This window comes from Microbacterium sp. C7(2022), assembly GCF_028823665.1.
Classification (GTDB): domain Bacteria; phylum Actinomycetota; class Actinomycetes; order Actinomycetales; family Microbacteriaceae; genus Microbacterium.
On record NZ_JAPEHV010000003.1, the window covers coordinates 38176 to 61755 of the forward strand.

The following is a 23580-nucleotide window of genomic DNA, read 5'->3' on the forward strand; positions in this document are numbered from 1 at the left end:
GAGCCGCCGCTGGGCGGCGGCCGAAGGAGTCTCAGTCGAACCGCACTCTGCTGGGCGGGGCTGCCAGCTCGTCGAGAGCAGTACGTGCGGCAGAGAAGGCCACCCCTCCGCCGTACCCCCTTCGGGCGAGTTGGCCCGCGAGCCTGCGCAAGGCCGCATCACGTTCGACGCCCGCCAAAGAACGCGCCTTTGTTCGTGCGAACTCGAGCGCGCGTTCTGCGTCGTCATCGGGGAGGGTATCCAACGCGGCATCGGCGACGTCACGGGGAATGCCGCGCTTCGCCAGGTTCTGAGCAATGACACCGCGTCCCTGCCCCTTCCGCTGCGTTCCGGTATGAACGAGCTGCTCTGCCAGAGCAGCATCGTCGAGATACCCGTAGCTCAGCACTCTTTCGATGACCTCCGCGACGTCCGCATCCTCGAGCTCGAGCCCGCGAAGGACGCTCTCTGATTCCTTGATCGAGAGCGAACGCGTGCGAAGCCGCTTGAGCAGCGCCGCCATCCCGCGCTCGACCCGGTCGTCTTCGGTTTCAGGCTCAGCCTCGCGAGCCGCGGCAGTCAGTTCACCCCGGGCATCACCGAACATCGGGATCACCGGGGCGAGCGCATCCTCATCGGTCGCACCCGCCCCGGAATCCACAAAACGAACCATGATCAGGCCGGGCGTCGCGCCGCCAACTCGTCGGCAGCGGCTTCGCTAGCGGGCTGACCGATGCCGAGCTTGACCTTGATCTTCGACTCGATATCTGCGGCGATGTCGGGGTTCTTGATCAGGAAGTTGCGGGCGTTCTCCTTGCCCTGACCGAGCTGTTCACCGTCGTAGGTGTACCAGGCACCCGACTTCTTGACGATGGCGTGCTCGACGCCGAAGTCGATGAGTGACCCCTCGCGCGAGACTCCGACGCCGTACAGAATGTCGAACTCGGCCTGCTTGAACGGAGGCGCCATCTTGTTCTTGACGATCTTGACGCGCGTACGGTTTCCGACAGCCTCGGTCCCGTCTTTGAGCGTTTCGATGCGACGGATGTCGAGGCGGACCGACGCGTAGAACTTCAGCGCCTTTCCACCGGCCGTGGTCTCGGGCGAGCCGAAGAACACACCGATCTTCTCGCGCAACTGGTTGATGAAGATCATCGTCGTGTTGGTCTGGTTGAGACCACCGGTCAGCTTGCGCAGCGCCTGTGACATCAGGCGCGCCTGAAGGCCCACGTGAGAGTCGCCCATCTCGCCCTCGATCTCAGCCTTGGGCACCAGAGCGGCAACCGAGTCGATCACGACGAGATCGATAGCGCCAGATCGGACGAGCATGTCGGCAATTTCGAGGGCCTGCTCTCCTGTGTCGGGCTGCGAAACCAGCAGTGCGTCGATGTCGACGCCCAGCTTCTTCGCGTACTCAGGGTCGAGCGCGTGCTCGGCATCGATGAAGGCCGCGATGCCGCCCGCACGCTGAGCGTTGGCGATCGCGTGGAGTGTGAGCGTGGTCTTACCTGACGATTCCGGTCCGTAGATCTCGATGATGCGGCCACGCGGAAGTCCACCGATGCCGAGCGCGACGTCGAGTGCGATGGATCCGGTGGGGATGACGGCCACGGGAGCGCGCTCATCGCTACCGAGACGCATCACCGAGCCCTTCCCGAACTGGCGGTCGATCTGTGCGAGGGCCGATTCGAGGGCCTTCTCGCGGTCAGCGGGTGATGGCATGGCATGCTCCTTCTGCGTGGGTTCCGTCGCCTGTAGGCTGTCGCGCTCCCCTCCGGTGAAGCGGATGCTGCGACAAGGCAGGGGATGTCGGTATGACGTGTTTCACGCTACGAGCACCCTCGGACATTGGACCGAGATTCGACGTTGCGGTGGATAACATCCTGCCGACACCTCTTGGGGAGGAGCCTACGCGGGGATCGAACACATATTCGACGACACGCCGGTCGAGTATTCGATGTTCCATGCGACGTCAGGGCTTCTTCGGATCACGCCGGCCGACGCCGTAGCGGCGCTCGGCAGGTACGTCCATCTCTGCACACAGCGCGAGCCACACATCACGTGGATCGGCCCCGGCGCTGAGCGCGTCGCGCGCACTGCGGTCGCCGAACGCCGACAAGACGAGATCGCCGGTTACCGTGCTCGCGCGCGCGCCGAATTCATCGGACACGGCACGATCGAACTCGCTGCGCCGCATTCAGACGTCAGCGCAGCGACAGTTCGGCGTCGACCTGGGCGACGAGCTCGTCGGGCACGACGTCGGGGAAGTTCTGCAGACCCTCGAGAACCGAGAGCCGGTCGCCGACCTCACGCATGATGGTCGAGATAGGAACATCGAGCGCTTCCGCGACGGATGCGAGGATCTCGCTGGATGCTTCCTTCTGGCCACGCTCCACTTCGCTCAGGTAGCCCAGCGCAACACTCGCGCGACTGGCAACCTGACGGAGGGTGCGTCCCTTTTGTTGGCGGAAATCACGAAGGACTTCGCCGATCTCTTGACGAACCAGAATCATGGGCCCCCTCCTCACTTCTGATGTCCCGCGGATCATCCGGGTGGATAACAGTACATCACCGGAATGAAGCCAATCTAACCCGGGCGGCTGTGCGTTGGGCGGGAATCGCTGAAAGTAACCGACATGAAACACGATTTGTTCCCGACGTCACACGCGACTTTCCCGATCACGCCCCCGGCACCTCTGGCACATTCGCGACACACAGCTCGAGCGCTTCGCGCACCGCGGCGTGACGAATCTCGGCGCGATCGCCCGTCAACGCCAGCTCACGAACTGCGGCAGCCTCCGGTGTGACCACAGCCACGAACACGGTTCCCACGGCCCGGCCGCCCTGCGGCTCGGGGCCGGCCACACCCGTCGTGGCGATGCCCACGTCGACTCCCAGCGCACTCCGCGCCCCTTCCGCCAGCTGACGCGCCACGTCGGGATGCACGGGGCCGTGCGCGGCCAACAACGAAGCATCCACTCCGAGTGCGGACGCTTTCACATCCGTGGCGTAGGCCACAATGCCGCCGCGAACGCTTGCCGACGCCCCTGGTACATCGACAAGGCTGGCAACCACCAGACCACCCGTCAGCGACTCGGCCGTCCCGACGGTCCACCCGCGCGCTTGGAGGGCTCGCAACGCGCTCTCTGCGAGCGTTGCGCTCACGCCTGCTTCGCCCGCCGGGCGCGTACTTCTGTCACGACGTAGTCGATGCCGCTGGCGATCGTCAGGATGACGGCGATCGTCATCGTGACCCCGTTGACCCAGAAGATCCATTCACCCACGAGGGTCCACAGCGGCAGCAGCGCGAGCGCAAGCGCGACACCTTGCGCGACGGTCTTGAGCTTGCCCATCCACGCCGCGGCAAGTACGTGATCGCTCACCACCATGAACCGGTACACCGTCATGCCGACTTCTCGGATGAGCACGATGATCGTGACCCACCAGGGCAGTTCGAGAAGGATCGACAGTCCGATGAAGGCGAAGCCGGTGAGGATCTTGTCGGCAAGCGGATCCAGGAGCTTCCCGAGGTCCGAAACGATCTCGTACTTGCGGGCGAGGTACCCGTCAATGCCATCGGTCGCGATCGCAACGATGAACAGCACGGCCGCCCACCAGCGCAACGCTCCGTCTGCGCCGCCGTCCGCCAGCAGCATCCCGAGGAAGACGGGTGCGCAGAAAATGCGCACGATCGTGATCATGTTCGGAAGCTGCCGGGGAATCGCCATGGCTGCGAGCCTATCTGCTGGGCGTAAGCCGCTCCGGTAGCGACCTCAGTCGCGGCCGGTCAGGCCCCACGCGTCCTCAGATCCGTCCTCACCTTCGACGACGGGCAGACCGTCGTACTGTGCGTCCACAGCGTCAGACCCGTAGCGGTCGTCGGCCGCGCCCGCCGCGGGCGCGGCCGGCGCTGCAGGAACATCATCGCCCCGCAGCCGCGCCAGAACCTCGGGCAACTGCTCGGGGGTGACGAGCACGTCTCGCGCCTTCGATCCTTCGGAGGGACCGACGATCTCTCGAGACTCGAGGAGATCCATCAAGCGGCCCGCCTTGGCGAAACCGACACGCAGCTTGCGCTGCAGCATCGAGGTCGATCCAAACTGCGTCGAGATGATCTGCTCAGCCGCCGCGAGAAGCACGTCGAGGTCGTCGCCGATGTCCGCGTCGACTTCCTTCTTCTCCGCCACCGCTGCCACGTCATCGCGGTACTCCGGTCGGGCCTGCTGGGTGACGTGCTTGACGACTTTCTCGATCTCAGATTCGCTGACCCACGCGCCCTGCACACGCAGGGACTTCGACGCCCCCATCGGCAGGAACAGGCCGTCACCCTGACCGATCAATCGGTCAGCGCCGGGCTGGTCGAGGATCACGCGCGAGTCGGTGACACTCGTCACCGCGAACGCCAGACGCGAGGGCACATTCGCCTTGATCAAACCTGTCACCACATCGACGGACGGGCGCTGGGTGGCCAGCACGAGGTGGATGCCACTGGCGCGTGCGAGCTGGGTAATGCGAACGATCGAGTCCTCGACGTCGCGAGGGGCGACCATCATGAGGTCGGCAAGCTCATCGACGACAACCAGCAGGTACGGGTAGGGCTTGAGCACGCGCTCGCTGCCCACGGGCAAGGTGATCTCGCCCGCCACGACTGCCTTGTTGAAGTCGTCAATGTGGCGGAAGCCGAACGACGCGAGGTCGTCGTACCGCATGTCCATTTCTTTCACGACCCACTGCAACGCCTCTGCGGCCTTCTTGGGGTTGGTGATGATGGGCGTGATCAGGTGCGGGACGCCGGCATACGAGGTCAACTCGACGCGCTTGGGGTCGATCAGCACCATGCGCACGTCGCTCGGCTTCGCCCGCATGAGCAGACTTGTGATCATCGAGTTGACGAAGCTGGACTTACCCGAGCCAGTCGATCCCGCCACCAGCAGGTGAGGCATCTTCGCGAGGTTCGCCACCACGTATCCGCCGCCGACATCTTTCCCCACGCCGATGGTCATCGGATGGGTCGACTGGGCCGCGGCCTGCGACCGCAAGACATCGCCGAGCGTGACGATCTCGCGGTCGGTGTTCGGGATCTCGACACCGATGGCGCTCTTGCCCGGAATGGGCGCCAGAATGCGCACTTCGTTGGATGCCACGGCGTAGGCGATGTTGTTCTGGAGAGCGGTGATGCGCTCCACCTTGACTCCGTGCCCGACCTCGATCTCGTACTGCGTGACTGTGGGTCCGCGCGAGAACCCCGTCACCTTCGCGTCGACACCGAACTGCTGAAGCACACTCGTAATGGCGGCAACAGTGTCGTCATTGGCCTGCGAGCGCGCCTTGTGCGGCGTCCCCTCGGCCAGTGCGTTGACCGATGGCAAACGGTAGGGAAGAGGCGGGGCGGCGCGCATGCCGTCTGCACCGAGGCCGGTGGGCCCCGGCAGTTGGTCATCGGGAATCTCCCCAGTGTCGGAGTCATCGCGTAGCGAGACGCCGGACGCCTCACCCGCTCCGGCGACCACGCCGGCGAGGGCGGCGGCGTCAAACACCTCGGTTAACGCGTCGGGAGCGGACGTCTTCGCCCCCTGCCCGGGGATCGCGGCATCCGGGGTCACCGGCGCCATCGCCTGGTCGAACCCGCCAGAACTGGTCCCTACCGGCAGAAGCTCGGTCAAATCCTGCGAACCGATCCCGTCCTCGGGATCCTGTTCACGACCCGTGCGATTTCGCCGCCACCATGGCATAGACGAGTCGCCTTCTCCGTCCTCGGTCTCCGCACCTGCGGACGGTTTCTCAGCGCGCTCTTCGGGTTGGGCGTCGAACATCCACGCGTACAACTCCCCCAGCCTTCGACCAATGCGGTTGGGCGGAGTCTTGGTGATGATGAGCACGGACAGAATCGCCAGGAGGCCGAGCACGATGTAGGCACCGACATCGGTCAACAGCATCGCGAGCGGTTCTCCCAGCATCCACCCGAACAAACCGCCGGCTTCACTCAGCGCCGGGAGGCCCTGGTTGGGCTGCGGTCGACCGCCCGCGACATGGCAGAACCCGGCGATGGTCAGGACGAACAGGCCGAAGCCGATACCGATGCGCCCGTTGTCGTGCACGGATGAAGGGTGCCGGAACATCCATCCCGCGAGGATCAGCAACAGAACGGGGAGGATGAACGCCTCACGGCCCAGAAGGCCACCGACCGAGTACGCACTGATCGTGGCAGCGACATCCGTGCCGATGAAAAACCATTCGACGATGCTGCCCAGCACCGCCAAGAGCACCAGGAAGAACGGGAAACCGTCACGGCGCTGGTCTTTCTCCAGCGTTTCCGGCCCGAAGGCACGGAAGAGCCCACCGGTGGCGTGTGCCAGACCGAGCCACATGCGGACGATCACCGGCGGCTTGTCGGGTTCACCGACGTACTTCTTGGGCGCCGGTGCCGGCTTCTGCGTGCGCGACGACGCGCCCTTTGCGGGCGCGCGACCGCTCGTGGTCGGCTGTGAACTCCTGGCCATTCCCCCACGGTACGCCGAGCCGGCGACATTTCGCCGTCACCACACCGGCCCCGCTCAGCGCAGGCGCTTGACCATGGTGTCGCGTCCGTGAGCACGGTGGGTGACCGCGAAGCCCTCGGAGCGGTACAGCGTGGTGGCGTAGTTCCCTCGTTCCACGCTGAGACTCAGTCGCGCGTAGCCCGCCTCTTGTGCGCGGGCGCACAGGGCGGTCAACAGGCCGCGCCCTACGCCGTGCGCACGCCAGATCGGTCGGACACCGATGATCAGTTCAGGCACCCCGATATCGACGTATCCGAACCCCGGGTCGTTGCGTGGCAACAGGCGGTACCACGCCGCTCCTATGGGCTCACCGCCGACCTCGGCGATCACTCCGGTGTCGCCCGGGCGCATCCACCCCGCCACATAGCGGCGGTGTTCACTTCCTGTCAGAATCTCGTGCTTGGGACGTGCTCCCTGGGCACGCCAGTTCGCTGCTTCGACGAGCATGTCGGCAAGGAACGCACCGTCGGGCTGCGTCGCGTTGCGAAGCACGAACACCGGTCCCATGCGGTGAGTGTAGCGACACCGCGAGGACGCGAATGACCACGACGATTCGCGCGCGACCGAGGCGCGCCGATTAGGCCTCGATGACCAGCGGAACGATCATCGGCCGACGGCGCAGCGACTGGTTCACCCAGCGTCCGATGGTCCGACGAACCACCTGCGACAGGGCGTGCGTGTCGCGTACTCCCGACTTGGCCGCTTCTTCGAGCGCCGCCGCGATCTTGGGCTTGACGCTCTCGAACACGTTGTCGTCCTCCGCGAAGCCGCGAGCGTGGATCTCGGGACCCGAGATGATGCGGCCGGTGGCGGCATCCACTACAACGATCACCGAGATGAAGCCCTCTTCACCGAGGATTCGGCGGTCCTTCAGATCGGCGTCGGTGATCTCACCGACCGTCGACCCATCGACATAGACGAAGCCCAGGTCGAGTTGACCGACCACGTGGGCATCGCCGTCGCGAAGGTCGATGACGGTCCCGTTCTCACCCAGGATGGTGCGCTCGGGGTCGATGCCTGTGTCCTGAGCGAGCTTGGCGTTGGCCATGAGGTGTCGGTACTCACCGTGGATGGGGAGCACGTTGCGGGGCTTGACGATGTTGTAGCAGTACAGCAATTCACCGGCAGCGGCGTGCCCCGACACGTGGACACGCGCGTTGCCCTTGTGGACCACGTGCGCGCCGAGCTTCGTGAGCCCGTCAATCACGCGGTACACAGCGTTCTCGTTGCCGGGGATCAGGCTCGAGGCGAGGATCACCGTGTCGCCCGGGCCCGGCTCGATCGCGTGGTCGAGGTTCGCCATGCGGCTGAGCACCGCCATGGGCTCACCCTGGGACCCCGTCGACATGTAGACGATCTTGTCGTCCGGCAGGTCTTTCGCCTTCTTGTAGTCGATCAGCACACCGTCGGGAACCTTGAGGTACCCCAGATCGGAGGCGATCGTCATGTTCCGGACCATGCTGCGCCCGAGGAGTGCCACGCGACGACCGTGGGCGGCTGCGGCATCCAACACCTGCTGTACGCGGTGTACGTGGCTCGAGAAACTCGCGACGACGACGCGGCGCGGAGCGCGAGCGATCACCTGATCCAGAACCGGGCCGATCTCACGCTCGAGCGGCGTGAACCCCGGAACGTCCGCGTTGGTCGAATCGACGAGGAAGAGATCCACGCCCTCCTCACCGAGTCGCGCGAACGTGCGCAGGTCGGTGATGCGGCCATCCAGCGGCAACTGATCCATCTTGAAATCGCCGGTGGCGAGAGCCGTGCCGGCGGGCGTGCGGATCGCCACAGCGAGAGCATCCGGAATCGAGTGATTGACCGCGACGAACTCGAGGTCGAACGGCCCCATCTGCTCCTTCTGCCCCTCTGCGACAGTGAGGGTGAAGGGACGGATGCGGTGCTCTTTGAGCTTCGCTTCGATGAGCGCCAGGGTCAGACCGGATCCGACGAGGGGAATGTCGTTCTTGAGCTTCAGCAGGTACGGGACGGCGCCGATGTGGTCTTCGTGCCCGTGGGTGAGCACCACCGCAACGACATCGTCCAGCCGCGACTTGATCGGTTCGAAGTCGGGCAGAATCAGGTCGACGCCGGGCTGGTGCTCTTCCGGGAAGAGGACACCGCAGTCGACGATCAGCAGCTTGCCTTCGTACTCGAAGACGGTCATGTTCCGCCCGACCTCGCCGAGGCCGCCCAGCGGGATGATCCGCAGCGTTCCGGGGGCGAGTTCGGGCGGGTCGTAGACAGTGGTGGGCATGGTCTTCTCCTCAGGGCGCCTGTGCGTCCGGTTGCTACGGGTGTGTCCGAACGCGGCGGGAGCGCGACGGAGGGGTGCGCGTCATCTGGTCGTGCCGGACACCTTCGGAAGTGCGCCACCGGCGGCGGCGTTGCGATCGGGGCGGAAGTTCGAGAAATCGACTCCCGGAACTTCGCGCACGAGGGCGAGCTCATCTTCGATCATCGCGGCTTCCCACTCTTCGGGACCAACGAGCGGGAGTCGAACGCGCGGGCTCGAGATGCGGCCGAGGCCGTGCAAGATGTACTTGGCCGAGACCGTGCCGGGGACATGGGTCATGACGGCGCGCACGAGGGGCTCGAGTTGCTTGTGCGCGGCCGTGGCCGCGGCCAGATCGCCACGATTCACCGCGTCGACGATCACGCGGTAGGGCTGTGCGGCGATGTTCGCAGTCACGCCGATCAGTCCGCTCGCGCCGATCGACAGGTGCGGCAGCACATTGGCGTCGTCACCTGAGAAGTAGAGCAGATCCGTCTGATTGAGAACGCGGCTGACTTCGCTGAAGTCACCCTTCGCGTCCTTGACCGCGACGATGTTCGGATGCTTCGCCAGACGCAGAATCGTCTCGTACTTGATCGGGACACCGGTGCGCCCGGGGATGTCGTACAGGATGACGGGCAGGTCGGTGGCGTCGGCGACCAGCCGGAAGTGGGTGAGGATGCCCGCTTGCGTGGGCTTGTTGTAGTAGGGCGTCACGATCATGATGCCGTCGGCGCCGGCACGCTCGCTCGCCTTGTAGAGCTCGATCGCGTGGGCGGTCTCGTTCGAGCCACCACCCGTGATGATCTTCGCGCGACCGGCTGCCACGTCCTTGCCGACCTCGACGAGTCGGAGCTTCTCCGCATCGGTGAGGGTCGAGGTTTCACCGGTCGTACCAGTGACGACGATGCCGTCGGCACCGTCGGCGATGACGTCGTCGATGTGCTTCTCGGTCGCGGGCCAATCGACCTCGCCGTCCGCCGTCATCGGCGTGACGAGCGCAACCATTACCTGACCGAAGGGATTGCCGTTATGAGCCACGACTCCACAGTACCGGCCCGACGCACGCCGATCAGCGCCCGGATTCGCCGACTTTCGCTGCGAGCGAGGGTGGAACGAGCCTGGTGAGCGCGACCAGCGCGGCATACCGCTTCGATGGGACGGAGACCGCCTTGCCCCGAGCCGCGTCGCGGAGCGACTCTCGCACCACTCGCTCCGCGTCCAGCCACATCCACGCTGCCACGCCCTCTTCGCCCGGAGGCAGGCCCATGCGCTCGTGGAAGTTCGTGTGGGTGAACCCCGGGCACACTGCGGTTACGGTCACCCCGCGCGAAGCATAGCGTCCGTTCGCCCAGCGGCTGAAGCTCACCAACCACCCCTTGCACGCGCCGTATGTCGATCGCGGAATGAATGCCGCAACACTCGCCACGTTGATGATGCGCCCACCGCTATGAGGCAACATCGCGCGCAGCGCGGCGTGGGTCAGGCGCATCGGAACATCGACGTGGAGACGCAGGTGGCGAGACTCGTCCTCGATGTCATTGGACTCGAAGGCGAGTGGCAGGCCGAAGCCGGCGTTGTTGATCAGCAGACCGATCGGCCGATCGGCGTCGGAAACGCGATCGACGACCCGGGAGAGTCCGTCCGCGTCGAGCAGGTCAGCGACCATCGGTTCGACGTCGACTCCGTACTGCCCCCGAATGTCCGTGGCCAGCGACGCCAGGGCGGACTCATCACGCGCCACCAGCACGAGGTCACCCCCTTGAGCGGCGACCTGGCGTGCGTACTCTGCCCCCAGTCCAGAACTCGCGCCGGTGATCAAAGCGCGTCGTGCCATTTCAGCTGCCTTCCGGTTCGTAGGTGAGAAATCGATAGCGGATGCCACTCGAACTCGTGTGCCACCCGTGAGCGGGTTCCACCGCCGCCACCCGCCATCCATCCACCGCGGGTGCGAACGTGTCGCCCGCAACGTCAAGATCGAGCTCGGTGACTTCCAACCGCGAGGCGTGCGCGAGCGCGTCGGAAAACAGCTGGCTACCGCCGATGACCCACGCCCACGGACTGCCCTGCTCCCGCGCGGCATCCAACGCACTATCGAGGGAGTCGGCACGCTCGGCGCCCTCGCCCGCCCATTCGTCGTTGCGCGTCACCACGATGTTGCGCCGGTCGGGCAGCGGCCGAAACCTCGCGGGGAACGAATCCCACGTGCGACGCCCCATGACAACGGGAGTGTTGATGGTGAGCTCTTTGAAGTGGCGCAGATCTTCGGGAACGTGCCACGGCATTCCGCCGTCGGCGCCGATCACTCCCCCGCGCGCCTGCGCCCAGATCAGGCCGAAGCGGGTGGTCACACCGCCACCGCGCCGCGGATCGCCGGGTGGTGCTGGTAGTCCTCCACCACGAAGTCGTCGAAGGTGTAGTCAAAGATCGACTCGGGGTGACGCGCGATCCGTAGCGTCGGATACGCGTAGGGCTCGCGCGTGAGCTGCTCGCGCACCTGCTCGACGTGGTTGTCGTAGACGTGGCAGTCACCGCCCGTCCACACGAAGTCCCCCACCTCGAGCCCTACCTGCTGGGCGATCATGTGCGTGAGGAGCGCGTAGGAGGCGATGTTGAACGGCACCCCGAGGAACATGTCGGCACTGCGCTGGTACAGCTGGCACGACAACTTGCCGTCGGCGACGTAGAACTGGAACAGTGCGTGGCACGGCGCCAACGCCATGTCGGGGATATCGGCCGGGTTCCAGGCCGAGACGATGAGACGGCGCGAGTCGGGGTTCGTGCGAATCTGCTCGATCACCTCGGTGATCTGATCGATCGCCGCCCCGTTGGGGGTCGGCCACGACCGCCACTGGACGCCATACACGGGACCCAGTTCTCCGCGCTCATCCGCCCATTCGTCCCAGATCGTGACGCCGTTCTCTTGCAGCCACGCCACATTCGACTCGCCCCGCAAGAACCAGAGCAGTTCGTAGGCAATCGACTTGAAGTGCACGCGCTTGGTCGTCACGAGGGGGAATCCCTGTGACAGGTCGAAGCGGATCTGGCGCCCGAACGCACTCGTCGTCCCCGTGCCCGTGCGATCGGATTTGTGGACGCCATGGTCGAGCACATCACGCAGCAGGTCTTCGTACGGAGTGGGGATCGCGGTCACGGCTGCCACACTACCGGCTGGCTCGTACTCAGTCTCGGGGCGAGAGCAGGTAGTCGTTGAAGGATGCCGTGAGGGCGGCATCCACCTCGATCTCTCGTCCATCGATCGAGCTGATTGGTGCGGCAAGTCGCACGCTCGACAGCAGCCACGCCGCGTCGGCTGAGCGAAGCATGTCAACCGACACGGTGTCGTAGGCGGTGCTCTCTCCACCTTCGGCCAAGTGCTCGAACAGGCTGAGCTGTGTCGTGCCGTGCAAGATGCCGCCGTTCGGCGCAGGCGTGATGAAGCGGTCGGCCACACGCAGCACGAGCGAGGCGGTCGGCGCCTCGAGGACGAAGCCATCGGAGGTGACGAAGATCGCATCGTCGGCACCTCGGCTCTTCGCCTCGCGGATCGCGGCCATGTTCACCGCATACGACAGCGTCTTCGCCCCCAGCAAGAGCCAGGGTGCGCGCGCGGGAAGGTCGAGCGCGTAACCCCGGTCGAGAGTGACGACGCGGATGCCGTCGCGGCGCGGCCCGGTGAAATCGGCGGCGGGTGCAGAGGTGACCCACGCGGTGGGCGCAGGCCCGTGCTCGACGCCTCGACTCAGAATGAGCTTGATCACGCCCTCCCCGTGCGCCGGGGACTTTGCCGCGGCGAGCTCGACCGCCTGCCGCCACTGGTCGAGATGCGGAGCCGGGAGAGCGCAGATCGCGGCCGAATGCGCGAGGCGTTCCAGGTGGGCGGTGACCTCTTGCGGATGGCCGTCCACGACCCCGATCGACTCGAAGATGCCGTCGCCGCGCTGAGTGCTGAGCTCACCGACAGACAGCGCGGGCGCCGTCGGATCGATGGGAGCGAAGGTGTCGGAGAAATCGGTACGGCGATCGTCGGATGCCGCGGGGTCAATCACCAGCGCGAAGTGCCAACTCATGGGGGAAGCCTACGCCGCCGACCCCTCGGGAATACCTCCGGCGAGCGCGCGTTACACTGGTACGGCCGGGCCGCAGTAACCCCGGGCTCCAACTTCTGCCGCTGCGAGCGGCCTCGCGCCGAGAGGCGTTTCTGCGGCCCGGTTCTTGTTTGCCCGGGTGGGCCATGCCGCGGCGGAAGGTCAGCTCAGCGAGTCGCGGCGCCACAACGCAGCGCAGGCCGCGAGGTCCTCGGCATACGTCGACAGCCGCAGCGCTCGCGTGGTGAAGCCGCTCGCGCGATCCGGCTCGGTGCCTTCATAGTCGTCGGCGACATGGGTCGCACCGGACGCCTCGACGCGACAGAACGCAGCGGCCCGGTCCAGCGCGACCGCGAAGTCCCCCTGGAAAGCACCACGAAGAATCTCGTTGATGAGCGCGACCAGCTCGTCGGGCCCCGCGGGTGCGGGCGCTCCGGCGATCACCTCGTCAGCCGAACGCAGTGCGTGCCGCCCGCGCTCGTAGAGCAGCGCTGCCGTGCGCGCATCGTCATGGATCATGACCTGCAGCAGGTAGAGGCGCCAAAGCGCCCCGGGCAGCGATTTGGCTGGCGAACGCGACCAGAGTTCGGCGACATCGTCGATGCCGTGCTCGGTCGTGAAGGCGATGAGTCGCTCGACCACCGCATCGTCGCGCTCGGCCCGCACCCTCGACAGCAGGGCCTGCGCGGTGGAGTGTGCCACGCGCGAGACCTCGGCGGGGTCGTCCGCGGCGAACAGTCGGTCGAACAACTCAGCGGGCCGCCGGACAGGCTTGTGGAAGGAGCGGGAATCGTCGGTCATCGATTCCAGGCTAACCGCCGCTAAGGACGGGGGCTCACGCCGTGGGGATCGCGAGAATCGGATTGCTCGTCGGTTCGCCCGTGGGTGAACCGCCAGCCTCCTCGATCGTCACGGCGATCACGTCTCCCGCTTGCATGCGTCCGTCGACGAGCGCCGTGGTCGCGGCATCCGGATCTGATTCAAACGTTCCGGCCGCGATCGGCGCCTCGTCACCGCGGATGTACCAAAGCTCGAACGATTGGTCCTCCGCGATGGCGGGCAGACCGTCGGACACCAGCACTGCGCGCCCGAGAGAATTGGACCAGTGGAGGGTCGCGGTGCCGCCGCCGGTCACATCAACCGTCTCCTGTTCGGCGTCCGGAGCAGCCTCGATCTCATTCAGGGCGACAACTGCCGGCGAGGGGCCAATCAGTTCGCCGATGCTTGCGGCGCCCAGGCCCAGCGCGACAAGAAGGAGCAAGGATGCCGCGAGGCCGAACAAGCCGCGCGTCCAGCGACGACGCTCGATCGTCTGAATCGTGGCCGTTGTCGGTGCCGGGTCGTGCATGGGCGCCCGGGGCTCTTCATCTTCGGCCGTGGTGCCCTCATCGGTAGTTACGGGCTCGTCTGATTCCGTAGCCAGTGCGGGCGCAGCATCCACCCCCGAACCTTCGTCCTGCGGCGTCTGCGCGATAAGCGCGAGCAGGTCGGCGCGAACGTGAGGCGGCGGCGCCACCTGAGGCACCGCGTCTGCCAACTCTGCGGCAGTGTCGAGATCGGCGCGCACATGGTGCTCCCATTCGGGATGCAACGCACGAGCGGCCTCGAACGCTTCGCGATCTTCGGGCGAGAGGGCTCCGAGGGCGTAGCCGGCTGCGAGCTGCACGAACTCGTACTCGATCATGCCGTCACCCCCAGTTCCATTCTCAGTCGCGACATCCCGTCGCGCATTCGTGTCTTGATTGTTCCGAGCGGCGCTCCCACCAGAGCCGAGATCTCGCTCTGAGAGTAGCCACCGAAATAGGCAAGCGTGAGCGCCTCGCGTTGAGAATCCGGCAACAGCGAGAGAGCGTTCGTCACTTTCTCCCCCTCGATGCGCAGTTCCACTTGTTCGGCAACTCCGTCATGGGCGACCTCGAGATCGCGCACCCCAACGCGGACGTCACGATCGCTGCTCGCTTGAGCCGAGCGAACACGATCCACCGCGCGCCGGTGAGCGATCGTGAGAACCCACGATCTTCCCTGCCCTCTATTCGGAGCGAACTTGGAAGCGGATTGCCACACCTCGAGAAACACCTCTTGGAGGACTTCCTCGCTTTGCGACCGGTCGACCAGCACTCGAAGAATCAGGCCGAACACGCGTGGCGAGAGGAGGTCGTACACGCGCGCGAACGAGTTCTGATCCCCCTGGGCAATGCGCTGCAGGAGCTCACCAATGTGGTCGACGGATTCCGCGCCGTCTTCGGGCACATCGATTCCGTCAATGACCATGTGCACAAGCATGCCGTACCGCACGGATTTCTCACGAAAGGATGCGGCGCGGCAGGTGGTGCGGTAAAGGCGGTCCTCCGGCGCCGAGCATGCTCGCGGAAACTTTTTTCGCAGTTCTCCAATCCGATCCCATGTGCCCTCCGAATGGCCTTGTGTAACCGCCCCCGGCGGAAGCAGCCCTCACCGGGCACCTGTCATCACGGCCCATCCGGGCCTCATAGAGGAGGAAGTCATGTCACGCATCACCACGAAGCGCGTCTCCACCGGACTCGCACTCGCCGTCGCCGCCACCTTCGCGCTCAGCGCATGTTCGATGGGCAGCTCGACGCCGGCCACCGAATCGGACGAGACCGACGTCACCATGACCGAAGAGGCTGAAGAGCCGATGGAGATGGATCCCGCGGCAAACCTCGTCGGCCCCGGGTGCGCCGACTACGCCGAGGCTGTGCCGGATGGCGACGGATCGGTGGCAGGAATGGCCGAAGACCCGGTTGCCGTGGCCGCGTCGAACAATCCGCTGCTGACCACGCTGACGGCAGCAGTCAGCGGGGAACTGAACCCCGACGTCAACCTGGTCGACACGCTCAACGGTGACGAGTTCACCGTGTTCGCTCCCGTCGACGACGCGTTCGCCGCCATCGACGCCGAGACGATCGAGACGCTGCAGACCGACGCTGACCTGCTGACCACGATCCTCACGTACCACGTGGTCCCCGGCCAGATCGCTCCCGACGACATCGTCGGCATGCAGACCACCGTGCAGGGAACGGACATCGAGGTCACCGGCAGCGGTGACAGCCTGATGGTCAACGGCGCCAACGTCATCTGCGGTGGCGTCCAGACCGCCAACGCGACCGTCTACCTGATCGACGCAGTGCTGCTGCCCGAAATGTAATCAGCGGCGTTGCTTCACAGCCGGGTGCCGGGCCGTCGTCTTCTCACGAAGACGGCGGCCTGCCTCGTTGTGCGGGTGCGGTCCATGTGTCGGCAGCACCCCTCACCGCCCATTAGGCTGGAAGGCGAGGGCCTCTAGCTCAGTCGGTAGAGCATCGGACTTTTAATCCGCGGGTCGTGGGTTCGAGCCCCACGGGGCCCACCACACACGCGCGACGCGCGCTATGCGCCAGATTCGGCCAGGACCGCACCGGCGTGCGCCAGTTCATCCAGCGCAGCTTCGCTGGATTCAGCCGCGACCCCGGCGATGAGGTCCGTGAAGATCCGCACCCTCCGGCCGTGGGCGATCGCATCGACCGCCGAGGCCCGCACGCAGTAGTCGGTGGCGATACCCACGACATCGACATCGAGCACGCCGTGCTCGTCGAGGATGTCGGCCACCGTCTCGTCTTCGTCGGTGACCCCTTCGAACAACGAGTATGCCGGCACCCCCTGCCCCTTCTTCACATGGTGAGTCACCGTCGCAGTGTCGAACCCGGGGTCGTACTCGGCGCCCTCCGTGTCAGCGACGCAGTGCACCGGCCACGTGTCGACGTAGTCTGGCTGGTCGCTGATGTGCCCGCCGTTGTTGCTGTCGGGGTCATGCCAGTCGCGCGAAGCGATCACCACGGAGTACTCCCCCGCGTGCTCGGCCAAGTAGGCGCTGATGCGCTCGGCGACGGCATCCCCTCCCTGCACACCGAGAGCGCCACCCTCGGTGAAGTCGTTCTGAACGTCGACGATGAACAGTGCGGTGCTCATGTATCGAGACTACGCCGGTACTCCCCGCGTGTCAGGGCGTGCCCGTCTTCGGCGACCAGTTCCGGATCGGTGGACGCCGGGACCGCACCCCCTGCGGTCGTAACTCCGGAAAACCCATCACCGTCGCCGCCTGGGAGCGCCGGATTCTGCCCATCTGCGGTCGGATCTCCGGAGTTCGGGTCGGCGGACCGGCGCGCCAGCTTCGACGGCCACCAGATTGCCCGCCCGATGTCGTACGACAGCGCCGGCACCAGCAACGACCGCACGACGAAAGTGTCGAGCAGCACGCCGAAGGCGACGATGAAGGCGAGTTGCACCAGGAACAGAATCGGGATGACGCCGAGCGCGGCGAACGTGGCCGCGAGGACCAAGCCTGCCGACGTGATCACACCACCGGTCGCCACCAGCCCGCGCAGGATTCCCTTGCGGGTGCCGTGCACGAGCGACTCCTCCCTCACGCGTGACATCAAGAAGATGTTGTAGTCCACGCCGAGGGCCACGAGGAAGACGAACCCGTACAGCGGTACCGAAGGATCGGCCCCCGGGAAGTCGAAGATCCCGTTGAAGACGAGCGCGCTTACGCCCAGTGCCGTGCCGAACGACAGAATCACGGTCGCGATCAGGATGACCGGAGCGAGGATCGAGCGCAGCAGCAGCATCAGGATCAGCAGGATCACGACCAGGATCACCGGGATGATGACGGTGCGGTCGCGGATCGACGTGTCATTGGTGTCGATGTCGGTCGCCGTCTCACCGCCGACGAGGGCCACATCGGCGCCGAGCGCGTCGTCGAGGTCAGTGCGCAGTTCACGCACCGTGTCTTCTGCGGCAATCGAGTCCGAGGTGTCGGTCAGGGTTGCAGTCACCAGCACATCGCCGTCAGACACCGTCGGCGCGGGGGCTTCGGTTCCCGGAGGACCGACCGCGGTGAACACCGGCTCGCCGCCTTCGACGGTCACCTGAACCTGACCCGTGGGCGAGTCCTCACTCGATACCGCGACCGAGTCCACGCCGTCGTTCGCTTCGAGCACCTCAACAGTGTCAGCGAGTTCGTCCTCGGGCACGATCACATAGACCGGGCTGCCCGAGCCTCCTGGGAAGTGATCGGCAAGGACCGCTTGGCCATCACGCGCGTCGCTCGTGCCGAGGACTAGTTCGCTCGAGGGCACACCATCGGCCTTGAGCTGTGTCACGCCAACCGCGCCCGCAAGAAGAACGACCGTGCAGACAATCCACACCACGCGTGCGTGGCGGGCGACGAAACGTGCCTGGCGCGGCCACAGACCCTTGACGGGTTGCGTGAGATCGTCGGGGATCTCTTGCGTCGGATTCTTCGGGATGAACGGCCAGAAGGCTGCCTTACCGAACAGCGCGAGTAACGCGGGAAGGAATGTCAGCGCAGACAAAAGGGAGAACACGATCCCGATCGATGCGATCGGCCCGAGCGCGCGGTTCGTTGCGAGATCGCTCAGCAGCAAGCACAGCAGGCCGGCGATCACCGTGCCACCCGACGCGAGAATCGGTTCGACGGACCCGCGCCATGCCGCGGTCGTGGCATCCCATCGACGCGCACCCGTCGCGATCGCTTCTCGGAATCGCGCGACATACAACAGCGCATAGTCGGTGGCCGCGCCGATCACGAGGATGAAGAGGATGCCCTGCACCTGGCCGTTCAGCACCACGATGCCCGCATACGCGAGCCACCAGACGGTGAGTAGTGCCACGCACAGCGCGAACAGTGACGTCATCAGCACGAGGATCGGCAACAGCGGGGACCGGTAGACGATCACCAGGATGATGAAGACGGCAATGAGTGCCACACCGAGCAGTAGCCCGTCGATGCCCAGGAAGCCCTCGACGAGGTCTGCCGTGAAGCCTGCGGGCCCTGTCACCCAGCCTTCGAGCCCCACTGGCAGGTCGTCGGCGATGAGAGCACGAATCTCGGCCACCACTTCTTCGACGTCGGCCGCGGCATCCACCGGCACGAACAGTTGCGCCGCTTCGCCGTCCTCCGACGGAATCGGCGGCGATACCCCATCGAGCACGCCCGGCACCCCAGCGATGTCATCCGACAGCGTCTGAATCTCCGCCAGGTCGTCCTCGGTCAGCTCGCCCGAGCCTTCGACCACAACGATGGCCGGGATGCTGTCATCACCCAAGAAGTCGGTGAGGCGCTCATTGACCTGCGTTGCGTCTGCGCTCGAGGGAAGGAAGGACGACCGGTCGTTCGATGAGACCTCGTCGACTTTGCCGAAGTAGGGCCCGCCGAGTGAGCCACCCACGAGCCACAGCAAGACGAGGAAGACCGGAATCCCGATGCGCAACCATCGCGTCGGCTGGGCACTGGCGTGATGAGGCATCTGCATATCGCTAGTTTATCTAGCAATCTCCGCTTTCGCAAAACTCTATGCTGAGTCTGATGATCCCCGCCACTCTCGCCCTCGTCGGCGCACTCACCTACGGCGCGGCGGACTTCTTGGGCGGCCTGTCCGCGCGCCGCCTCCGCTCGATCGTTGTCACGAGCCTGGCGGCGTTCGCGGGGCTGCTCGCGTTCCTGCTCCTGCACCTCGCGTGGGGCGGGAGCTGGAGTGCGGCCGACACTCTCTGGGGCATCGGGGCAGGGCTTGTCGGCGTTGTCGCGCTCATGCTGCTCTACGCGTGCTTGGCCATCGGCCCGATGAGCATTCTCTCGCCGCTGACCGCGGTGGTCTCAGCGATCGCTCCGATGCTGTGGGGACTGCTCGCGAAGGGCGAAACGCTCTCGCTAGTCGGCTACGCCGGCCTCGGTATCGCGCTCGTCGCTGTCGTGCTTGTCGGCTTCATCCCCGGCGAGAAGGTGGTCCGCCCGAGCCTGCGGGGCGTCATCATGGCCATCGGTTCGGGCGTCGCCATCGGCGGGTTCCTCATCATCCTCGACCACACGTCCCCGTCGAGCGGATTCACACCGCTCATTGCCGGGCGCGCCACCAGCACGCTTGTGACCGGGGCCATCGTTGCGGTCATGGTGCTCGTCGCCCTGCGGCGCGACGGCGCGGCATCCCGAGCGATCGATGCCAGTCCCATCCCCCTGGGCGGCACCCCGACCGGCCATGGTGATGTCGAGCATGCGACGCAGACCCTGTCGGTGAGAATTACTCGCCAGCGAGCGGTGATCCTCGCGGTGGGATGTGGAGTGTTGGATGCCGCGGCCAACGCGCTGCTCTTGATCGCGCTGCGCACGGGGGACTTGACGGTGGTCTCGGCGCTCACAGCGCTGTACCCCGGCGGGACGATTCTGCTGGCCGGCGTCGTGCTGCGTGAACGCGTCGCGGGCATCCAGTGGCTGGGCCTCGTGCTCGCGCTCCTCGCCGGAGGCATGCTCGCCCTGGCGTGACTGCGCCGGGCGACTCCGAGTGGGCGCCCTACGCCCTAGCGAACAGTACGACCCACGACGCGATCACCGCGACCATCCCCAGGCCGGTCAGCGAGATGCCGAAGAGGAACACGGCGCGCAGTGCGGGCCAGAACGCGGTGAGCCGCATGCGGCCGGCGTCGCCGCGCCGATAGTAGATGTCGGCTTCGTCCGCCCCGCCGAGCGTCCGCTCCTGCTCATGGGTGAGTCGCGCGTGCCCCACAGACCCCTGCTCGGTGAACCACCGGGCGACACGCCCCGTGGGCGCGTCTTCGATCATTGCTCGGGCGGGCAGCCATGTTCCGTCGGCGAAGAACATGATCACGGCGACCGACAGGAGGAGAAATCCAAGCCCGAACCCCACCCACGCGAAGATCTCGAGGAGCGCGTCAAGTTCGTGTTCGGGCATGATCCACCACCGTTCTCGGAATGCAACAGAGGCCCGCACGCGGCGGGCCTCTGTGTCGGAGCCACCTAAGGGAATCGAACCCTTGACCTATTCATTTCGAAAGGCCCCAACCTCCCGCCGCGCGGGAGAGGTGTCCACGAGACGATTCGTCTCGACTTACCTGTATTCATCTGGGATTTCTCCCATGCGATGAACTTCGATCTCGGTTGAAGCCTACCCGACGCGTGGGCCCGTCTCGACCCGGTTGGGCTCATTTGTGGTCAACAAATGAACAACGCGCAGGTTCGACCAGCGGGGCCCATGCAGGGCGCACGTTCAGCGCGCGATCATCGGGCCGCTTCACGTCCGGGGCATACGGGCACCCGGCGCGGGAGTATGCCGGCACGCCGAGGAGCTGCCGCTCGCGCCCGATCGACGACCGGCTTGCGGACTCACCCGATCCAATGTCGGTGCCGAAGCGTAGGTTGCGCGCCATGGACAACCTCGGTGCTCCGCTCCAGATCCTCCTCGCGGTGCTCTCAGTGCCTGTTCTCACCGCAGCAATCACATGGCTTGCCCGACGATTCACGAAAGAGTCGCGGCTCACGATCCGAGTCGAGCGACTCGCCGCGATCTACTCGAATCTTCCCGACGGCTCTCCACGCGGAGAGTTCGCGAAGCGCCTCAATGAGGCGACGGCAGAACTGAACGCCCGCATCGACCCGCTGTTCAAGCGTGAGCATCGTCGGAAGTGGAAGGTCGGTGCCTGGATCATCAGCGTCGGAACAATTCTCACAGTGTTCCCGGGGCGCGCAATATTCGGCGAAGGAGTCACGAGTTGGGCTGGTGTGCTCATCGGCATCGTGTGTGTGATTGCCTTCCTCTTGATCGAGCGGGACACGCACAAACAGCGATCGGCGATCGCCGCGAAGGAGGCTGCGCTCTAGTCGACCGGTGATCGAGCGCGATCAGACAGCGCGTGACTTGCCCACGAATAGGCGCGGCGGAGGGCGAGATCCGATCCCGATGCTCTGCGACACTCGCTCACGTGACGAGCAGTTTGTGGCCGCAGATCATCATCGCTTCCTCGACATTGATCGCCGCGTTCCTCGGGTACGCACTCGCGGGCCTGAATGAGGCGCGGCGCGACCGGCGCGCGGCCGAGCGGGAGAAGCTCGCGCGCGCCGAAGATCGTTACTCAGCAGCGGTGCGCGATCGTCATCAGTTTCAGCTCGAGACACTCCTCGCGTTACAGGACGCTGTGCAGCTCATGGCGCGGTTCACCGGCCGCTCCATGCACTTTGACCACGTGCAAGCGCGGGAGGGGAAGTACACGCAACTCCCAGCGGACCACGACGCCGAAATCATGTCCAACGGCTTCGACGTCATTCGACTGCGAAACCGTCTTCTTGATCAAGACCTCCGACGCGCCATCGAGCGCTTCGAGTCAGCCGCGTCCGCCGGCATGCTGCCTCCTACACATTTCATCGGCCTGAGCGGACAGGCGCTCGAGTCCGCTGCCGCCCAGCTCGCCAGCCAGTTCGGCGACGAGTACACACTGGTGATGGGTCAACTCGGCCAGTCGCTACGAACCGAGCTCTCCTGGGTGCCGTCCGAAGCCGATAGACGATAGCCGATAGTGCCACGGGCGCGCCGCGCTGGGGTTCGCGTGTGAGCGAACCAGCGGAGGAGCGTGGAAAAGGAGTCGGGCGCGACTCGCATGGCGCCCGCTCTACCCCATGTTCTTCTTCGGTATCGCGCTCATCGGAACTCCCGCTGTCGTCGTGTGGAGTCTCGTCGAACCGGACCGCTCGGGCATCGACGGCGTCCAAAACCTCCGCGACCGCGTCCTCACCCAATACAGTGGCTGACGGCGGGAGATCACGCACTGATCACCCCTACGCGTCGATGACGGAGGGGGTGGCTAGGGTCGGCCCATGGCTGATGAGCAGGTCGAAAACCCGATCACAATCGCGTTCGCGCATTTCGATGGTGAAGACGAGGCAGCAGCCCACGGTGCGCTCACCCGGCTCCTGCAGGAGTTCGGGCTCGCGCGCGCCCTGGCTGCGGGCATCCTCGAGTTGGTCCCGGATTCGTCGCTCTGGCGGCTCACCATAAGCGGCGACATGGTCCAGACCGTCAACGAGCTCACCGAACGCGGCGAGGACAACCCCTACACAACAAGCAGGGGAGCCGGACATGTCGGCGCGATCACCCTCCCGCACGATGACGGCACTTTCGACATCGTGATTTCCGGACACGTCCTCGTCGAAACCCGCGACGAGCTCGGCAACATCGACCTGTTCGTGCAGCACATTGTGGCCAACGCCGAGCACCTCTCACGCCACGAAGCAGGCCACGTCGCGCTTCGCATCCGCGGCGAGGACAGCGAAGCTTTCCACGACCCGCAAGGCCTTACTCCAACCGATGCCGTCTGGCGCAAACATCTCGGCGCTCACATCGACGATCACCGTATCGAGCGCTACACCGCCGTTCATGCACCCTCACCATTCCGGCACGCCGACCACCTCACCGATGCCATCACGCACCTTCGCGGCGAACTCAACGAGTCGAAACGCGCATGGCGGGACGACATCGACCAGGCCCTCTTCCGCACGATGACCGCCGCAAGCGGGCTGATTCGCGTAATCGCCTACCTTTCGGCTGAGCTCGGGCTCGACGAGCACGGTCGACCCCGCCGCCCTGACCCGTCACCGGTGGGTTGGGATGAATACCTTGAGGACTCGTGGGATGCTTGGAGTCTCACGCTCCATCGCCTGCGTCCGGTCGACAAACTGATGACGGTCGGTGAGCTCGAACTGATCCTCACCAGTCTCTGTCGGCTCGCCACGACCTGGCTGCGCAGCATTGGCATCAACTACGGGATCACCGACGACGATCGGGAGTTCATCTTCTGGGAACGCGACCACTACTAGCCATTCCGTCGGCGCTCAGCG

The 23580-nt window shown here is 65.5% G+C and carries 26 protein-coding genes and 1 tRNA gene; 7 read left to right on the plus strand and 20 right to left on the minus strand.

All coding sequences use genetic code 11. The annotated features are described in order from the left end of the window. Positions 1–31: 31 nt before the first annotated feature. From ON062_RS04385 to sigK, 17 genes are all read right to left on the minus strand, one after another. Positions 32–640, minus strand: a complete 609-nt coding sequence (locus ON062_RS04385) for a regulatory protein RecX (RefSeq protein ID WP_274645924.1) — start codon at positions 638–640, stop codon at positions 32–34. Positions 641–654: 14 nt separating this feature from the next. After that, on the minus strand, positions 655–1701 hold the full coding sequence (gene recA, locus ON062_RS04390; protein WP_274645925.1) for a recombinase RecA: 1047 nt from the start codon (positions 1699–1701) through the stop codon (positions 655–657). Between the two features lie 250 nt (positions 1702–1951). Continuing rightward, a complete protein-coding gene (locus ON062_RS04395) occupies positions 1952–2176 on the minus strand; it encodes a DUF3046 domain-containing protein (protein WP_274645926.1) in 225 nt (74 codons plus the stop codon). Positions 2177–2183: 7 nt separating this feature from the next. Next, on the minus strand, positions 2184–2492 hold the full coding sequence (locus tag ON062_RS04400; RefSeq protein WP_274645927.1) for a helix-turn-helix domain-containing protein: 309 nt from the start codon (positions 2490–2492) through the stop codon (positions 2184–2186). 166 nt (positions 2493–2658) lie between these two features. Then, complete coding sequence (locus ON062_RS04405; protein ID WP_274645928.1) at positions 2659–3144, minus strand: CinA family protein; 486 nt, start codon at positions 3142–3144, stop codon at positions 2659–2661. Beyond that, positions 3141–3707, minus strand: coding sequence for a CDP-diacylglycerol--glycerol-3-phosphate 3-phosphatidyltransferase (pgsA, locus tag ON062_RS04410; RefSeq protein WP_274645929.1), 567 nt, complete (start codon positions 3705–3707; stop codon positions 3141–3143). The genes ON062_RS04405 and pgsA overlap by 4 nt, the downstream gene beginning before the upstream one ends. A gap of 45 nt (positions 3708–3752) precedes the next feature. Beyond that, positions 3753–6479, minus strand: coding sequence for a DNA translocase FtsK (locus ON062_RS04415; protein WP_274645930.1), 2727 nt, complete (start codon positions 6477–6479; stop codon positions 3753–3755). A gap of 54 nt (positions 6480–6533) precedes the next feature. After that, positions 6534–7025, minus strand: a complete 492-nt coding sequence (locus ON062_RS04420; RefSeq protein WP_274645931.1) for a GNAT family N-acetyltransferase — start codon at positions 7023–7025, stop codon at positions 6534–6536. 70 nt (positions 7026–7095) lie between these two features. Continuing rightward, entirely contained in the window at positions 7096–8772 is a 1677-nt protein-coding gene (locus tag ON062_RS04425) for a ribonuclease J (RefSeq protein ID WP_274645932.1), read from the minus strand. A gap of 81 nt (positions 8773–8853) precedes the next feature. Beyond that, the gene (gene dapA / locus ON062_RS04430; protein WP_274645933.1) at positions 8854–9831 is read right to left on the minus strand and encodes a 4-hydroxy-tetrahydrodipicolinate synthase; all 978 of its coding nucleotides are present in this window, start codon (positions 9829–9831) and stop codon (positions 8854–8856) included. Positions 9832–9862: 31 nt separating this feature from the next. After that, positions 9863–10627: an SDR family oxidoreductase gene (locus ON062_RS04435; protein ID WP_274645934.1), complete on the minus strand. Its 765-nt coding sequence runs from the start codon at positions 10625–10627 to the stop codon at positions 9863–9865. Position 10628: 1 nt separating this feature from the next. Next, on the minus strand, positions 10629–11141 hold the full coding sequence (locus ON062_RS04440) for a dihydrofolate reductase (RefSeq protein WP_274645935.1): 513 nt from the start codon (positions 11139–11141) through the stop codon (positions 10629–10631). After that, positions 11138–11944, minus strand: coding sequence for a thymidylate synthase (locus ON062_RS04445; RefSeq protein ID WP_274645936.1), 807 nt, complete (start codon positions 11942–11944; stop codon positions 11138–11140). The genes ON062_RS04440 and ON062_RS04445 overlap by 4 nt, the downstream gene beginning before the upstream one ends. 28 nt (positions 11945–11972) lie before the next feature. Further along, positions 11973–12860: an aminodeoxychorismate lyase gene (locus tag ON062_RS04450; RefSeq protein ID WP_274645937.1), complete on the minus strand. Its 888-nt coding sequence runs from the start codon at positions 12858–12860 to the stop codon at positions 11973–11975. A gap of 180 nt (positions 12861–13040) precedes the next feature. Next, on the minus strand, positions 13041–13679 hold the full coding sequence (locus ON062_RS04455; protein WP_274645938.1) for a DNA-directed RNA polymerase subunit beta: 639 nt from the start codon (positions 13677–13679) through the stop codon (positions 13041–13043). 34 nt (positions 13680–13713) lie between these two features. After that, positions 13714–14562 (minus strand): anti-sigma factor, encoded by an 849-nt coding sequence (locus ON062_RS04460; RefSeq protein ID WP_274645939.1) that lies wholly within the window; start codon positions 14560–14562, stop codon positions 13714–13716. Further along, on the minus strand, positions 14559–15161 hold the full coding sequence (gene sigK, locus ON062_RS04465) for an ECF RNA polymerase sigma factor SigK (RefSeq protein ID WP_274645940.1): 603 nt from the start codon (positions 15159–15161) through the stop codon (positions 14559–14561). The genes ON062_RS04460 and sigK overlap by 4 nt, the downstream gene beginning before the upstream one ends. Before the next feature lie 220 nt (positions 15162–15381). On the opposite strand from sigK, the gene ON062_RS04470 reads away from it, so the two are divergent. Together ON062_RS04470 and ON062_RS04475 are read left to right on the plus strand one after the other, a co-directional pair. After that, positions 15382–16044 (plus strand): fasciclin domain-containing protein, encoded by a 663-nt coding sequence (locus tag ON062_RS04470; protein ID WP_274645941.1) that lies wholly within the window; start codon positions 15382–15384, stop codon positions 16042–16044. A gap of 128 nt (positions 16045–16172) precedes the next feature. Then, positions 16173–16248, plus strand: a tRNA-Lys gene (locus ON062_RS04475). Between the two features lie 17 nt (positions 16249–16265). Here the strand turns inward: ON062_RS04475 and ON062_RS04480 are convergent. Together ON062_RS04480 and ON062_RS04485 are read right to left on the minus strand one after the other, a co-directional pair. Further along, positions 16266–16844: an isochorismatase family protein gene (locus tag ON062_RS04480; protein WP_274645942.1), complete on the minus strand. Its 579-nt coding sequence runs from the start codon at positions 16842–16844 to the stop codon at positions 16266–16268. Next, positions 16841–19210, minus strand: coding sequence for an MMPL family transporter (locus ON062_RS04485; RefSeq protein WP_274645943.1), 2370 nt, complete (start codon positions 19208–19210; stop codon positions 16841–16843). The genes ON062_RS04480 and ON062_RS04485 overlap by 4 nt, the downstream gene beginning before the upstream one ends. Positions 19211–19263: 53 nt before the next feature. Between ON062_RS04485 and ON062_RS04490 the strand changes: the two genes are divergently transcribed. Then, the gene (locus tag ON062_RS04490) at positions 19264–20217 is read left to right on the plus strand and encodes an EamA family transporter (protein ID WP_274645944.1); all 954 of its coding nucleotides are present in this window, start codon (positions 19264–19266) and stop codon (positions 20215–20217) included. 28 nt (positions 20218–20245) lie between these two features. Here ON062_RS04490 and ON062_RS04495 read toward each other — a convergent pair whose 3' ends face one another. Beyond that, positions 20246–20644 (minus strand): hypothetical protein, encoded by a 399-nt coding sequence (locus ON062_RS04495; protein WP_274645945.1) that lies wholly within the window; start codon positions 20642–20644, stop codon positions 20246–20248. Between the two features lie 473 nt (positions 20645–21117). Between ON062_RS04495 and ON062_RS04500 the strand changes: the two genes are divergently transcribed. The 4 genes from ON062_RS04500 (at position 21118) to ON062_RS04515 (ending at position 23559) form a co-directional block, all read left to right on the plus strand. Then, positions 21118–21570, plus strand: a complete 453-nt coding sequence (locus ON062_RS04500; protein ID WP_274645946.1) for a hypothetical protein — start codon at positions 21118–21120, stop codon at positions 21568–21570. A 101-nt stretch (positions 21571–21671) separates the two neighbouring features. Next, the gene (locus ON062_RS04505; protein WP_274645947.1) at positions 21672–22256 is read left to right on the plus strand and encodes a hypothetical protein; all 585 of its coding nucleotides are present in this window, start codon (positions 21672–21674) and stop codon (positions 22254–22256) included. A 106-nt stretch (positions 22257–22362) separates the two neighbouring features. Next, positions 22363–22494, plus strand: coding sequence for a hypothetical protein (locus ON062_RS04510; RefSeq protein ID WP_274645948.1), 132 nt, complete (start codon positions 22363–22365; stop codon positions 22492–22494). 66 nt (positions 22495–22560) lie between these two features. Then, positions 22561–23559 carry a hypothetical protein gene (locus tag ON062_RS04515; protein ID WP_274645949.1) on the plus strand — a complete coding sequence of 333 codons (999 nt, stop codon included), beginning with the start codon at positions 22561–22563 and terminating at the stop codon, positions 23557–23559. Positions 23560–23580 lie beyond the last annotated feature (21 nt).